Below are 14733 nucleotides of genomic sequence, written 5' to 3'. Positions count from 1 at the left end.
CTCCCCCTCCCGCTATTTTCTGTCCCCTGCCGCATTTTTGTGTAAATGTTGTGGGTGATAGATATTGTGTACTGTATACAATCTGTGTTATACTATCTAAGCACCGTCTCCTCCTCGCCCCGAAAACGCCCTTTCCCCTGCGCTTCAGAATGGGCACGCGGAGATGGAAAAATGAAAACAGTGAGGTAGAGCATTATGTCTAAGAGAATCGTTATCGCGCTGGGCGGCAACGCACTGGGCAATACCGCCGCTGAGCAGCTCCAACTGGTCACCGAGACCGCCAAGTCCATCGTGGACCTGATCGCTGCAGGCAATGAAGTCGTGGTCGCCCACGGCAACGGCCCCCAGGTGGGTATGATCAATCTGGGCCTGTCCACCGCTGCCGAGGCCAAGGCCATCAAGGCCGATATGCCCTTCCCTGAGTGCGGCGCCATGTCCGAGGGCTACATCGGCTATCACCTGCAGCAGGCCATCGGCAATGAGCTGGCCAGCCGCGGCATGGACAAGCCCGTGGCTACCATCGTGACCCAGACCGTGGTGTCCAAGGACGACCCAGCCTTCCAGAACCCCACCAAGCCCGTGGGCGCTTTTTATGACAAGGAGACGGCGGACCGCATCGCCGCCGAGAAGGGTTACACCATGGTAGAGGACGCCGGCCGCGGCTATCGCCAGGTCGTTCCCTCCCCCAAGCCCTTTGACATCGTGGAAAAGGCCAGCATCAAGGCGCTGGTAGACGCCGGTCACGTGGTCATCGCCGTGGGCGGCGGCGGAATCCCCGTCATCCGCGAGGGCAGCAAGCTCTCCGGCACCCCTGCCGTCATTGACAAGGACTTCGGCAGCGAGCTGCTGGCCGAGCTGCTGGACGCCGATATGCTCATCATCCTGACCGCCGTGGAGAAGGTGGCCATCAACTACAACAAGCCCGATCAGAAGGGTCTGGACGATCTGACCCCCGCCGAAGCCTACAGGTACATGGAGGAGAACCAGTTTGCCAAGGGCTCCATGCTGCCCAAGGTCCAGGCCGCGGTGAAGTTCGCCGAGTCCAAGGCCGGCCGTACCGCCCTTATCACCCTGCTCGAAAAGGCCAAGGACGGTATCGAGGGCAAGACCGGCACCCGTATTCATCAGTAACGCGCTTATCCCTGCCATATGGAACGGGTATTTCGGAACGGGAAATTTCTATCAAATGCCGCATACTGCACAAGATTTACAAAGATTTTTTGTGCGTCAGAAATAAATTTTGCCGTAATTCACATTTTCTGTTGAAATCGGCGGTGAAATCCTGTATAATACTCACGTTCTTATGAGTCGCGTGAATACCGGGCGGACGCCCGTTGTTCAGACGCACGTCAAAATTTGCCTTACTTTCAGGCGTGCGTCACATATTTTAAGGAGGAAAACAAGAATGAAAAAGTTCCTTGCAATGCTCCTCGCCCTGGTCATGGCTCTGAGCCTGGTGGCCTGCGGTGAGAAGAAGGACGACACTCAGGGCAACGGCGACGGTGATGCTACCGCTGCCAAGGTCAAGGTCGGCTTCATCACCCTGCATGATGAAAACTCCACCTATGACAAGAACTTCATCGATGCCGCCAAGGAAGCCTGCGCCAACCTGGGTCTGGTCGAGAATGAGGATTACTTCATCAAGACCAACGTGGGTGAGACCGAGCAGTGCGCCGAGGTCGCCGCTGATCTGGTGGATGCCGGCTGCAACATCATCTTTGCCGACAGCTTCGGTCATGAGCCTTACATGATCGAGGTCGCCAAGGCGAACCCCGAGGTGCAGTTCTGCCACAGCACCGGTACCCGCGCTCACACCGAGGGTCTGGCCAACTACCACAACGCTTTCGCCTCCATCTATGAGGGCCGCTATCTGGCCGGTATCGCTGCCGGTCTGAAGCTGAACGCGATGATCGATGCCGGCGACATCAAGGCTGAAGAGGCCAAGATGGGCTATGTGGGTGCCTTCACCTACGCCGAAGTGGTTTCCGGTTACACCTCCTTCTATCTGGGTGCCAAGTCCGTCTGCCCCACCGTCACCATGGACGTGACCTTCACCGGCAGCTGGTACGATGAGACTCTGGAGAAGGAAGGCGCCGAGAAGCTGATCCAGGGCGGCTGCAAGCTGATCAGCCAGCACGCCGACTCTCTGGGTGCTCCTACCGCCTGCGAGAACGCCGGTGTTCCCAACGTTTCCTACAACGGTTCCACTCAGGCTGCCTGCCCCAACACCTACATCATCTCCTCCCGCATCAACTGGGCGCCCTACTATGAGTATGCCATCAAGGCTGTCATGGACGGCACCGAGATCGCTGCTGACTGGACCGGCACTCTGGCCACCAACTCCGTGGTCCTGACCGACCTGAATACCACCGTGGCCGCCGAAGGCACTGCCGAGGCCATTGCCGCTGCTACCGAGAAGCTGGAGAAGGGCGAGATCCACGTGTTCGATTGCTCCACCTTCACTGTGAAGGGTGAGACTCTGACCTCCTACCAGGCTGACGTCAACGCCGACAGCGATAACACCCCCGACACCGAGGTCGTGCATGACGGTTACTTCGCTGAGTCCGAGAAGCGTTCCGCTCCTTACTTCGATCTGGAGATCGACGGCATCAACCGTCTGGATGTCAACTACGGCGGCTAATAGCCAGGTTTTCCAACAGCATATTGCACCACAACGAGGTGGGCTGCACAGGCAGCCCACCTCTTGCTTTTTCCCTCCTGCACGCGGCTTTGACGATTTACACAAAGAGAATGACTCTTTCTTGTGTAACCTCACATTCTTTGTATATACCTGACAAATTTTTTGCTGATTTTGATTTACAACGCTCACCATGTATGGTAGAATAAGTCGTATGGAATTTATCCCCGGCGTATTCGAGGTGTTGCAGCCATCTGCGCCGAAAGAAAGGATGACAGCCTTGGAAAAGAAATGCGCGATCAGAATGGAGAACATCACCAAGCGGTTCGGCAGCAAGGTCATCGCAAACAAAGATGTAAACCTTGAACTGTACGAAGGCGAGATCCTGTCCCTGCTGGGCGAGAACGGCAGCGGCAAGACCACGCTGATGAACATGCTCTCCGGCATCTACTTCCCCGACGAGGGGCAGATCTACGTCCACGACAAGCCTGTGACCATCGCATCTCCCAAGGATGCCTTCGATCTGGGTATCGGCATGATCCACCAGCACTTCAAGCTGGTCGACCTGTTCACCGCCACCGAGAATATCATCCTCGGCCTGGAGGGCAAGCTTGACCTGAACAATGCACGTCAAAAGGTCAAGGACATCTGTGACAAATACGGCTTTGATATCGACCCGGACATGAAGATCTATGATATGTCTGTTTCCCAGAAGCAGACCGTGGAGATCGTCAAGGTGCTGTACCGCGGTGCCGATATTCTGATTCTGGACGAGCCCACCGCCGTGCTGACCCCGCAGGAGACGGACAAGCTGTTCGCCGTCATGCGCAACATGAAGGCCGACGGCAAGTCCCTCATCATCATCACCCACAAGCTCCACGAGGTGCTGGACGTATCCGACCGGGTGGCCGTGCTGCGTAAGGGCGAGTACATAGGCGACGTGCTGACCAAGGACGCCGACCAGCAGTCCCTGACCGACATGATGGTGGGCCACAGCGTGTCGTTGAATATCAACCGCCCCACCCCCGTGAATGTGGAGCCCCGGCTGAAGATCGAGGGGCTGACCGTGTTCGACGAGCTGGGCGTCAAGCGTTTGGACAACGTGAGCTTTACTGTTAACGCCGGCGAGGTGCTGGGCGTAGCGGGTATCGCCGGTTCCGGCCAACGTGAACTGCTGGAGTCCATCGCGGGCCTGTATCCCGTCAGCTCCGGCACCGTGACCTATATCTCCCCGGAGACCAACGAGGAGAAAAATCTGGTGGGCATGGATCCCATGGACATCCGCAAGAGCGGCGTGGCCATGAGCTTTGTCCCCGAGGATCGTCTGGGTATGGGTCTGGTAGGCTCCATGGGCATGACCGGCAACATGATGCTCCGCTCCTGGCGCAAGGGTGCCAGCATTTTCCTGGACCGCAAAAATCCTGAGGCGCTGGCACAGCGCATCTGGCAGGAGCTGGAGGTGGTCACGCCCAGCACCAACTTCCCCGTCCGCCGTATGTCCGGCGGTAACGTGCAGAAGGTGCTGGTGGGCCGCGAGATCGCCCAGCAGCCCTCCGTGCTGATGACTGCCTACGCTGTCCGTGGTCTGGACATCAATACATCTTACACCATCTACAACCTGCTGACCGAGCAGAAGATGAAGGGCGTCGCCGTTGTGTATGTAGGCGAGGACCTGGACGTGCTGCTGGAGCTGTGCGACCGGATCGTGGTGCTGTGCGGCGGTCAGGTTTCCGGCGTGGTGGACGGCCGCAAAACCAACAAGCTGGAAGTGGGCGCGCTGATGACCCGCGTGGAAGGAGGCAAGGCAGATGAATAAAAAAGGTTCGCTCTTTCATATTTCCAAGCGCGATGCGCTGCCTCTGCCCAAGGCACTGCTGATCCGCGGCGGTATCCTGCTGCTGGCACTGGTGTTCTGCGGACTGATCACCACCCTGCTGACCGGTCAGGATCCCATCGCCGTCTATGGCACGATCCTCAAGGGTGCCTTCGGCACCTCCCGTAAAATCTGGGTCACCGGACAGAATGTTGCCGTCTTGCTGGGTATCTCCTTAGCGGTAACGCCCGCATTCAAGATGCGCTTCTGGAACATCGGCGCCGAGGGGCAGACCCTGATCGGCTGCCTGGCCACCACCACCTGCATGATCCTGCTGGGCGGCAAGGTCTCCAATTTCCTGCTGATCGTCATCTCTCTGGCGGCTGCGCTGCTGGCCGGCGCCGTATGGGGCTTCCTGCCCGCCTTCTTCAAGGCCAGATGGAACACCAACGAGACGCTGTTCACCCTGATGATGAACTATATCGCCATGCAGCTGGCCTCCTACTTTATCATTATCTGGGAGGTGCCCAAGGGCGCCGGTAAGATCGGCATTATCAACCAGGCTTCCGAGGCCGGCTGGCTGCCCCGCATCGGCGGACAGGCACAGCTGCTCCCCATTCTGGTGGTCGCCCTGCTGACCGGCATGATGTATATCTATCTCACATACAGCAAGCACGGTTATGAGATCGCCGTCGTTGGCGAGAGCCAGCGCACCGCCAGCTATGCCGGTATCAAGGTGGATCGCGTGATCATCCGCACCATGGTACTCTCCGGCGCTATCTGCGGCCTGATGGGATATATCCTGACCGCCGGCATCAGCCACACCCTGACCACCACCATCGTGGACAGCCGCGGCTTTACCGCCGTCATGGTGTCCTGGATGTCCAAGTTCAACCCCTTCATCATGATCGCCGCCTCCCTGCTGCTGGTGACCATGGATCGCGGTGCCGGCGAGATCTCCACCGCCTTCAGCCTGAACCAGTCCTTCGCGGATATTCTGACCGGTATCATTCTGTTCTTCATCATTGCTACCGAGTTCTTCATCACCTACAAGGTCACTCTGCGCAAGAGCAGCAAAAAGGAGGCGTAACGGATGGGCTTCGACTTTGTATCCTTCTTCCCCCGCGCGGTCATGCAGGGTATCCCCCTGCTGTTCGGCAGCACCGGCGAGATCCTCACGGAGAAGTCCGGTAACCTGAACCTGGGTATTCCCGGCATCATGTACGTGGGCGGCATCAGCGGCGTTATCGGCTCGTTCTTCTACGAGCAGGCCGCCGGCGGGCAGCTGAACGGCTTTCTGGCCATCATGATCCCCATCCTGTGCTCCCTGCTGGGCTCCCTGCTGATGGGTCTGCTCTACTGCTTCCTGACCGTCACCCTCCGCGCCAACCAGAACGTTACCGGTCTGGCCATGACCACCTTCGGCGTGGGCGTGGGCAACTTCTTCGGCGGCTCCCTCATCAAGCTGACCAACAGCGAGGTTCCCTCCATCGCCCTGGCCAACACCAGTCTGTACTTCAAGACCACGTTGCCCGGCGCCGACAGCACCGGCTGGTTCGGAGAGCTGTTCCTGTCCTACGGCTTTTTGGCCTATGTGGCCATCATCATCGCTCTGGGCGCGTCCTACTTCCTGAACCACACCCGTCCCGGCCTGCACCTGCGCGCCGTGGGCGAGAGCGCCTCCACCGCCGACGCCGCCGGCATCAACGTCACCAAGTACAAGTATCTGGCCACCTGCATCGGCTCCATGATCGCGGGCCTGGGCGGACTGTACTACGTCATGGACTACGCCAACGGCGTGTGGTCCAACAACGCCTTCGGTGACCGCGGCTGGCTGGCCATCGCGCTGGTCATCTTCACCATCTGGCGTCCCAATGTCAGTATTCTGGCCTCCATCCTGTTTGGTGGTCTGTACATTCTGAACATCTATCTGCCCACCGGCGCACAGATGGCTGTCAAGGAGCTGTACAAGATGCTGCCCTACGTCATCACTCTGATCGTGCTGATCATCGTGTCCCTGCGTAAAAAGCGGGAGGATCAGCCCCCTGCGTCCCTCGGTCTCTCCTACTTCCGCGAGGAACGCTGACCTGATAATGAAAAGAGTAGGCCGCTTGCGGCCTGCTCTTTTTTCCTACCCATCTATCACCATAAGGAGGAATTACCGTGTCCACCCTGCTCATTAAGAACATTCACCAGCTGGTCACCTGCGACGACGAAGACCGCGTACTGCATAACGCGGACCTTTACTGTGAGGATGGCTTTATCAAGGCTATCGGTACGGCGCTGGACATCAGCGCCGACGAGGTCATCGACGGCAGCCATATGCTGTGCTACCCCGGCCTGGTCAATACCCATCACCACCTCTATCAGGTATTCTCTCGCAATCTACCACAGGTACAGAATATGGAGCTGTTTGACTGGCTGAAGACCCTGTATGAGATCTGGAAAAACCTGGATGAGGATGTAATTCGCCTGTCCAGCCTGACCGGCATGGGCGAACTGATGAAGCACGGCTGCACCACCTGCTTTGACCACCACTATGTGTTCCCCGCCCACAGCGGCGACCTGCTGGGTGCACAGCGCAGCGCCGCACGGGAGCTGGGCATCCGCCTCTACATGAGCCGCGGCAGCATGGACCTGAGCGTCAAGGACGGCGGCCTGCCGCCGGATAGCGTGGTGCAGACGGTAGACGAGATCATGGCAGACAGCGTCCGCTGTATCGAGAAATACCACGATGACAGCTACGGCGCCATGTGCCGTGTGGCACTGGCCCCCTGCTCTCCTTTCTCCGTGTCGGCGGAGCTGCTGCGTCAGAGCGCTATCCTGGCCCGACAGTACCACGTTCGGCTGCACACCCACCTGTGCGAGACGAAGGACGAGGAGAACTTCATGCTGCAGCGTGAGGGCATCCGGCCTTTGGAATACATGGCGCGGCTGGGCTGGCTGGGTGACGATGTGTGGTTTGCCCACGGCATCCACTTCAACGACGAGGAGCTGCGGCTGCTGGCGCAGACCGGCACCGGCGTGGCGCACTGCCCCATCAGCAACATGAAGCTCGCCAGCGGCGTGGCCCGCATCCCGGAAATGCTGGCCCTGGGTGTGCCGGTAGGACTGGCGGTGGACGGCAGCGCCAGCAACGACGGCTCAAGCCTGCTGGAGGAACTGCGGGTAGCCTTCTTGCTGCACCGGCTGCACGCCAGCCGTCAGGCTCCCACCGGCTATGACATCCTCAAAATGGCCACCCGGGGCAGTGCGCGGCTGCTGGGCCGGGACGACATCGGGCAGCTGTCCGTGGGCAAGTGCGCCGATCTGTTCATGATCGACAGCCGCCGGCTGGAGCTGGTAGGCTGTGATCAGGACGCCGGCTCTGTGCTGGGTACCGTGGGCGTCCGGGGCGCCGTGGACTATACGGTGGTACACGGCCGCGTCACTGTCCGGGCGGGCCGTCTCGTCACCGTGGACGAGGAAAAAACAGCGGCGGCGGCCAACGACAAGTGCCGCGCCTATCTCACCAAGGCATGATCCCTCGCTGCCTTCTGCACTTTCCCGCGCAATAGTCATTGTGAACGATCTGTTAAAAACCGCATGGTTTTCCTTTACACTGCGTCCTTTTTCTGCTATAATGTTCTCAAATGAGAAAATGCTTAATTGCTGGAAAGGAAGGAACTGTGAAGAAATATGTCCCCACTTACGAGGGCACCCTGCGTAAGCACGCGTTGACCGTGCCCCACTGTATCAGCAAATGCAGCGGCATCCGCGTATTCGGCCGGCGTATCAAGTCGCTTGTATTCAGCACCGACGTGGCCATCATTAAGAACATCAACGCCGATGCGGTCATCGCCGTATATCCCTTTACGCCCCAGGCAGGCATTACCCAGGCCATTATCGGCGTGTCCGATGTGCCGGTGTTCGTTGGCGTAGGCGGCGGTCTGACCAAGGGCCAGCGTTCGGCCCACATCGCCGCTTTTGCTGAGCACCAGGGCGCCTTCGGCGTGGTGTGCAACACGTTCATTGACGACGATACCATCCGGGCCATCAAGGCCACCGTGGAGATCCCGGTGGTCTATACGGTGGTGTCGGAAAAAGTGGACCTGGAGAGCAAGCTGGCGGCGGGCATCGATTTTGTGAACGTCTCTGGTGCGGACAGGACGCCCGCCATCGTGGCAGAGATACGGGCCCGCTATCCGGAGCTGCCCGTTATCGCCACCGGCGGTCCCACGGAGGAGACGATCCTGTCCACCATTGCCGCCGGGGCCAACGCCATCACCTACACACCGCCCAGCAACGGGCAGCTGTTCGCCAAGGATATGCACCGCTACCGGGAGTGGTTCGCCCACATCGACGACCCGGAGGACGAGGACGCCTCAGAGGAAACGTCCGCAGATGATGCGGAATAAATACATAAGGAAAGCCACCCTGACGGGTGGCTTTCCGCTTTTTATATCTTGATCAACTCATACTCCCGGGTGCCGATGCCGATCTTCTCGCCGTGCTCCAGACAGCTGCGCCAGTTGGTGTCCGGGTGCAGCCGCTGAAAGTGGTCATGCACATGGGCCTTGGCGTGCGCGTCATCGGCGGCGGAGCCCCGCAGGGGTGTCTGGGCGTTGACGGCGTCCACGCAGGCCATGTCCAGCGCCACCGGGTCGAAGGAGGCAAACATGCCCACGTTGGGCACGATGGCCATATCGTTCTCCGCATGGCAGTCGCAGTTGGGCGACACGTCGATGACCAGCGAGATGTGGAAGCAGGGTCGTCCGTCCACCACCGCCTTGGTGTATTCGGCGATCTTGCAGTTCAGATTGGTGGTGGTCTCGTCCCAGTCGATCCGCACTGCGTCCTTGGGACAGACTGCGATACAGCGGCCGCAGCCCACGCATTTGTCGTGGTCGATATGGGCCTTGCCGTTTTCGATGATGGGCGCGCCGTGGGCGCATATCTTCCGGCACTGGCCGCAGCCGATGCAGTGCTTCTGCGCCACATGGGGCTTGCCGGCATTGTGCTGTTCCATCTTGCCGGCACGGCTGCCGCAGCCCATGCCGATATTTTTCAGGCAGCCGCCGAAGCCGGCCTCTTCATGTCCCTTAAAATGAGTCAGAGAGATAAACACATCGGCGTCCATAACGGCGCGGCCGATCTTGGCGTTCTTCACATACTCGCCGCCGACCACGGGAACCTCTACCTCATCGCTGCCCTTCAGCCCGTCGGCAATGATGATCTGGCAGCCTGTGGTCATGGGGTTGAAGCCGTTGAGCATGGCGCTGTCCATGTGATCCAGGGCGTTCTTGCGCCCGCCCACATACAGGGTGTTGCAGTCGGTGAGGAATGGCTTACCGCCCCTTATCTTCACAAAATCCGCCACGGTCCGCGCCCAGTTGGGACGCAGGAACGCCAGGTTTCCCGGCTCGCCAAAGTGCAGCTTGATGGCCACGAACTTATCCTGAAAGTCGATATCGCCCATACCGGCGGTCTTCATCAGACGGGTCAGCTTCTGCTGGAGATTTTCATGCACGTCGGCCCGCAAGTCGGCGAAGTATACCTTGGATGCCATAAAAAGCCCTCGCTTTCACGTTTTGTGAAGTTAGTATACCATATTCCCATAAATTCTGCTATACTAATTTCATTCAAGAGCAAGAGGAGGTGCCGTCTATGCGTGTTCTGACCCATACCGTCATTGAAGCGGAGGCTGGTCAGCCTGTAAAACAGCTGCTGCATGGCCTGTGGGGCATCTCCGGCAGCTTTCTCAGCCGGTTGAAATTCCGGCAGGCCATCACCGTCAATGGCGCGCCCGTTACCGTACGCTTCGTGCCGTGCCCCGGAGATGTGCTGGCGGCGGACGTATCCGATCTGCCGGGAGAACACCCACACATCCGGCCGGTGGACTTCCCTCTGGATATCCTGTACGAGGATGAGGACCTGCTGCTTATCAACAAGCCCGCCGGCATTGCCGTGCATCCGGCGGCGCTGACAGAGGAAACAGCCACCATTGCCGGCGCCGCGGCCCACTATCTGCATAGTGAGAGCTTCCATGCGGTGAACCGGCTGGACCGCGGCACTACCGGCGTTATGGCCGTGGCAAAGACCGGCTTCATCCATGCCCGATGTATGGCCATGCTGCACACGGACGATTTCCGGCGGGAGTACCGGGCCGTGTGCGAGGGCATCCCCTCCCCGGCAGAGGGCGACATTGATCTGCCCATAGGACGCGCTGAGAGCTCGCTGCTGAAGCGGCAGGCCGACCCCCTGGGTCAACCCGCCCACACCCACTATGAGGTGCTGGCGGCCTCTCAGGGCCGTGCGCTGCTGCGCCTGACGCCTGCCACCGGACGCACGCATCAGCTGCGGGTCCACATGGCCGCCATCGGCCATCCGCTGACCGGCGATTGGCTCTACGGCACAGAGGACCGGGCACTGATCGCCCGCCCGGCGCTGCACAGCTATCACCTGCGGATGACGCATCCCCTCACCGGCGCGGTCATCGATGTGACCGCGCCCCTGCCGGAGGATATGCAGCGGCTGTTGAAGGAGGAACGTCTATGAATTTTCTGAAGGAGGAACGTCTATGGATTTTCGCCTGTTAACCGCAAAGGAATACCCCCGCTGGTATCACGACCAGCTATCCGAGGCTTTTGTCCCGCAGGAACGCAAGCCTCTGCCCGATATTCTCCGTCTGCTGGAGGAAGGACGTTACGAGGTATGGGGACTGTTTGACGAAGATGAGCTGCTGAGTTACGCCGCCCTGTGGAAAAATGCGACAACACCTCTGGTACTGCTGGACTATCTGGGAACCACACGCGCTCGTCGTAACGAAGGGCTGGGCAGTGATATGCTTTTGCGGCTGGAGCAGCAGGGACGGCCTCTGGTAGCGGAGGCGGAGTTTCCTGTGCCAGGAGGCAGTGACGCGGAAAACGCACTGCGTCTGCGGCGTATCCAGTTTTATATTCGCAATGGGTTCACTCCCGCCTATATCATGTCCACCTGCGGCATGGTCTGGCAGGCGCTGCTGTGTGGCACTGTCGAACCGTTGGAAAATATCATGGCGCAGCACAAGACGCTGTACGGCGACGTGCGGACAGACGTGGTCATTCCCCTACCCGAGGGGCAAACTCCTCAGCCTCCCTACTGGATGATCTAATAAAGCAACGACCGGCGTGAGCCGGTCGTTGCTTTCACAGATCAACTTTTTCATACTGCGCCGCCGCCCTCCGGAACGTAAGCGCCATGCATCCCACGTAGATCAGGATACTCCCGATCAGAACGGGCAGCAGACGCACCTGGGTGGCCGCGTCCAGATCGTCCAGCCATGTCAGGCCCGGGAAGTGGGGCAGCGCCTCAAATACGATCATCGCCAGCGTGGTGGGGATGATCGCCTTGACAAATGCCACGCCCACCTTGTAGCCGTTCGCGTAAAACGACGGCAGAAAAACAGCGTTGAATACCGCATACAGCAGGAACCCGGCGGCAAACAGCGCCAGATTGGGATCCAGCCCTACCAGGTTGTCCTTCCCCGGCTGCAAGCGGACCGCCAGCAGGGCGCAGGGCACCAGCACCGCCAGCGACAGCAGCTCGATCAGCGCCGTGAACAGACAGCCGGCCTTCACCGCGTCCCGTTTGGGAACAGGCAGCAGCGCTGTGTAGTACAGATCCTTCTGCTCCCGCATATTCAGAAAGGTGAAAAACAGCCCCAGCATCACATAGAAAAAGATGACGGTGTAGGGGTAGCTTGGAATGATGACCATGAAGCCGAACAGGCAGAATACCGGCGTCATGGGATGGCACACCAGCCGCAGCTGCTTATATAATAGCGTCTTCATCCAGCGGCCTCCTTTCCACGTGCACGATGATATCCTCCAGCGTAGCGCCCACGTCCCTGTAATGGCCGCGGAAATCCTCCAGCGATCCGGTATACTGCAGCTCGCCGTCCTTGATAAAAGCGATATGGCTGGCACACTTCTCCAGATCGGAGGTGATGTGCGTAGAGAACAGCACGCTGCGCGTACCATCCGCCACCACCCGGCGCAGCAGCTCCGTCAGCTCGTCGCGGCTCACCGGGTCAAGGCCGCTGGTGGGTTCGTCCAGTATCAGCAGCCGGGCATTGTGGCTCAGCGCCAAGGCGATCATGTACTTGACCTTCATACCGCTGGAAAGCTGATCCACCCGCTTGCTCTCATCAATATGGAACAGCTCCAAATAGTGGCGGTATTTTTCCTCGTCCCAATTATCGTAAAATCGGCGGGTCACATCGGTGATGGTCTTTATCTTCTTTTTGGGGTAAAAATCGATCCCCCCCAGCACCACGCCCAGCTCACGCCGGATAGCGCGCTCATTCTCCGCGTAGTCCATGCCGAATACCCTGACCGCACCCGCGTCCGGGTGTACCATACCCAGAATGGACTTCAGCGTGGTGCTCTTGCCTGCGCCGTTGCGGCCGATAAACCCCATCACCGCGCCCTGCGGCACGTCAAAGGACACCCCATTCAGCGTAAACGCCGGGTAGCGCTTGGTCAGGCCCTGTACCTCCAGTACGTTCATTCGTCCTCCGCCTCCTCTTCCCCGCTGGGCAGACTGTTAAATACCGTCTTCATCAGCGGGTTCAGCTTATCCACGGTCTGCAGTGCCAGGCCCTTTTTCTTGTCCGCCATCAGCACCAGCGTATCTCCCGGCTGCAGGCCGAACATATCCCGCGCCTCCTTGGGGATAACGATCTGTCCCTTAGGGCCGATCTTGACGCTGCTCATAAAGTAGCGCTCATCTCTGCTCACATTCTCGCTCCTTTCAGTTGGATTGGTATAACTTTTCTTACTTTTCACAGTTTAACACCACAAGCAACCCTTGTCAAGAGGTTTACGGCGGGAAATTTCTGTGGTACAATGGGTATGAAAGGTGGTGACAGGCATGGAATTATGGGAACTGCTGGGGATTCGTCCCGGCCTGACCGCGGTGATCGGCAGCGGCGGCAAGACCTCCCTGCTGCGCGTGCTGGCGCAGGAGCTATCCCACCGCGGCACGGTGCTGCTGGCCACCACCACCCACATCATGCGCCCGGACTGGTGTCCCTTCGCCGCCACCGCAGCGGAGCTGTGTGATGGCTTTGCCCACAGCCCCATCGTCTGCGCCGGGTCCTATAACCCGGAGGGCAAACTGACCGCCCCGGACTTCCCCGGCTGGCAGTACGCCGCGGACTTTGTGCTGGTGGAGGCCGACGGCTCCAAGCGCCTGCCCGCCAAGGCCCACGCCGCCTGGGAACCAGTACTGCCACCGGAACGAAACCGCACCGTCTGCGTATTCGGTGCCTCCGCGCTGAGACAGCCCATACAGGACGCCGCCCACCGCCCGGAGCTGTACGCATCATTGGCGGAGGTCTCCCCGGAGGCGGTCATCACCCCGGCCATTGCCGCCCGGGTGCTGGCGAAGGAGGGTAACTTCGACATACTGTTCATCAACCAAGCGGATGTGCTGGAGGATCCCACCGCAGCGCTGCAGCCCCTTGTGTATACCCTCCCCTGCCCGGTGATATACGGCGCGCTGGCGGAGGGATGCTGGACAAGACTATAGCTCGGATTTTCGATGTCAGAATTCCAGACGATAGAGTTTACCGCGCGTTTGTGTCGCTGGAATCACATACGCCTTTTCATTACTTGAGCGAAGGATGACCTGATTGATATAAGCTAAAAATGCCATTGCGTCATAGGCGCATACAGCGTGCCCCTTTTCATCGCATGTCATGTATTGAGGATTATCATATAGCCAATCAAAAAAACATGCGCGAAGATGCTCAACATCTGAGACGTATCCATCCGGGACAAAAATAGTAGTGGAGGAATGATCAAACGCAAGGATTATATTCATAAGATCAATCACGGGAATAAATAGTATACATGCCCGCCCTTTCGTAGGTGAAGTGTAGGGACGAATTGCCCACAAAGAGTATACTACACCCAAATATGCACTGTAAAGAAATAGATATTGCTCACTTCGTTGAATATCCAAAACGCCGAACGCCCCCACACAAGAAAAGCCCCCGCCAGCAGCATTCCCACCGGCGGGACCTCGTCGAAGAAAAGCAAAGAACCACGACAGATGTCGTGGTTCTTTGTGTTGGCGCTACCTATCTTTCCGGGCCGTCTCCAGCCAAGTATTGTCAGCAGAAGCGAGCTTAACTTCCGTGTTCGGGATGGGAACGGGTGGACCCTCGCCCTAATCAGCACCAACTATTCAATTGAAGGTTTGCACCTTCAAAACCGAACAATGAAGAAGTGAACGGAGAAGGCTAAGATTGCCTGCA

Annotated in this window: 14 protein-coding genes and 1 rRNA gene; 10 read left to right on the top strand and 5 right to left on the bottom strand. The window is 58.8% G+C overall.

Annotation, left to right across the window (positions count from 1 at the left end; all coding sequences use genetic code 11):
* Positions 1–195: 195 nt before the first annotated feature.
* The 7 genes from arcC (at position 196) to ACOMDU_RS11775 (ending at position 8848) form a co-directional block, all read left to right on the top strand.
* Complete coding sequence (gene arcC / locus ACOMDU_RS11805) at positions 196–1131, top strand: carbamate kinase (protein ID WP_421130496.1); 936 nt, start codon at positions 196–198, stop codon at positions 1129–1131.
* Positions 1132–1405: 274 nt separating this feature from the next.
* Entirely contained in the window at positions 1406–2641 is a 1236-nt protein-coding gene (locus ACOMDU_RS11800; protein WP_421130495.1) for a BMP family ABC transporter substrate-binding protein, read from the top strand.
* A 268-nt stretch (positions 2642–2909) separates the two neighbouring features.
* A complete protein-coding gene (locus tag ACOMDU_RS11795; protein WP_421130534.1) occupies positions 2910–4454 on the top strand; it encodes an ABC transporter ATP-binding protein in 1545 nt (514 codons plus the stop codon).
* Positions 4447–5541, top strand: a complete 1095-nt coding sequence (locus ACOMDU_RS11790; protein WP_421130494.1) for an ABC transporter permease — start codon at positions 4447–4449, stop codon at positions 5539–5541. Before ACOMDU_RS11795 ends, ACOMDU_RS11790 begins: the two co-directional genes overlap by 8 nt.
* Positions 5542–5544: 3 nt before the next feature.
* Positions 5545–6537, top strand: coding sequence for an ABC transporter permease (locus tag ACOMDU_RS11785; RefSeq protein WP_421130493.1), 993 nt, complete (start codon positions 5545–5547; stop codon positions 6535–6537).
* Positions 6538–6614: 77 nt separating this feature from the next.
* Positions 6615–7973 (top strand): 8-oxoguanine deaminase, encoded by a 1359-nt coding sequence (locus tag ACOMDU_RS11780; RefSeq protein WP_421130492.1) that lies wholly within the window; start codon positions 6615–6617, stop codon positions 7971–7973.
* Positions 7974–8083: 110 nt separating this feature from the next.
* Positions 8084–8848: a hydrolase gene (locus ACOMDU_RS11775; RefSeq protein ID WP_421130491.1), complete on the top strand. Its 765-nt coding sequence runs from the start codon at positions 8084–8086 to the stop codon at positions 8846–8848.
* A gap of 41 nt (positions 8849–8889) precedes the next feature.
* On the opposite strand, the gene ACOMDU_RS11770 is transcribed toward ACOMDU_RS11775, so the two are convergent.
* A complete protein-coding gene (locus tag ACOMDU_RS11770; RefSeq protein ID WP_421130490.1) occupies positions 8890–9999 on the bottom strand; it encodes a DUF362 domain-containing protein in 1110 nt (369 codons plus the stop codon).
* A gap of 98 nt (positions 10000–10097) precedes the next feature.
* Here ACOMDU_RS11770 and ACOMDU_RS11765 point away from each other — a divergent pair, with 98 nt between their 5' ends.
* Both ACOMDU_RS11765 and ACOMDU_RS11760 read left to right on the top strand, forming a co-directional pair.
* On the top strand, positions 10098–10988 hold the full coding sequence (locus ACOMDU_RS11765) for an RluA family pseudouridine synthase (RefSeq protein WP_421130489.1): 891 nt from the start codon (positions 10098–10100) through the stop codon (positions 10986–10988).
* Between the two features lie 22 nt (positions 10989–11010).
* A complete protein-coding gene (locus tag ACOMDU_RS11760; protein ID WP_421130488.1) occupies positions 11011–11583 on the top strand; it encodes a GNAT family N-acetyltransferase in 573 nt (190 codons plus the stop codon).
* 34 nt (positions 11584–11617) lie between these two features.
* Here ACOMDU_RS11760 and ACOMDU_RS11755 read toward each other — a convergent pair whose 3' ends face one another.
* From ACOMDU_RS11755 to ACOMDU_RS11745, 3 genes are read right to left on the bottom strand one after another with little or no spacing between them, the layout of a single operon-like run.
* Entirely contained in the window at positions 11618–12262 is a 645-nt protein-coding gene (locus ACOMDU_RS11755; protein WP_421130487.1) for an ABC-2 transporter permease, read from the bottom strand.
* Positions 12243–12980 (bottom strand): ABC transporter ATP-binding protein, encoded by a 738-nt coding sequence (locus tag ACOMDU_RS11750; RefSeq protein WP_421130486.1) that lies wholly within the window; start codon positions 12978–12980, stop codon positions 12243–12245. The genes ACOMDU_RS11755 and ACOMDU_RS11750 overlap by 20 nt, the downstream gene beginning before the upstream one ends.
* Positions 12977–13210: an AbrB/MazE/SpoVT family DNA-binding domain-containing protein gene (locus ACOMDU_RS11745; RefSeq protein ID WP_421130485.1), complete on the bottom strand. Its 234-nt coding sequence runs from the start codon at positions 13208–13210 to the stop codon at positions 12977–12979. Before ACOMDU_RS11745 ends, ACOMDU_RS11750 begins: the two co-directional genes overlap by 4 nt.
* A 133-nt stretch (positions 13211–13343) precedes the next feature.
* On the opposite strand from ACOMDU_RS11745, the gene yqeC reads away from it, so the two are divergent.
* Positions 13344–14003: a selenium cofactor biosynthesis protein YqeC gene (gene yqeC / locus ACOMDU_RS11740; RefSeq protein ID WP_421130484.1), complete on the top strand. Its 660-nt coding sequence runs from the start codon at positions 13344–13346 to the stop codon at positions 14001–14003.
* A gap of 541 nt (positions 14004–14544) precedes the next feature.
* On the opposite strand, the gene rrf is transcribed toward yqeC, so the two are convergent.
* Positions 14545–14660: ribosomal RNA gene (gene rrf, locus ACOMDU_RS11735) — 5S ribosomal RNA — on the bottom strand.
* Positions 14661–14733 lie beyond the last annotated feature (73 nt).

Origin of the sequence: Vescimonas sanitatis, from assembly GCF_049060325.1 — a bacterium.
Classification (GTDB): Bacteria; Bacillota; Clostridia; order Oscillospirales; family Oscillospiraceae; genus Vescimonas; species Vescimonas sanitatis.
This window is presented reverse-complemented; position numbering and strand designations above follow the sequence as displayed.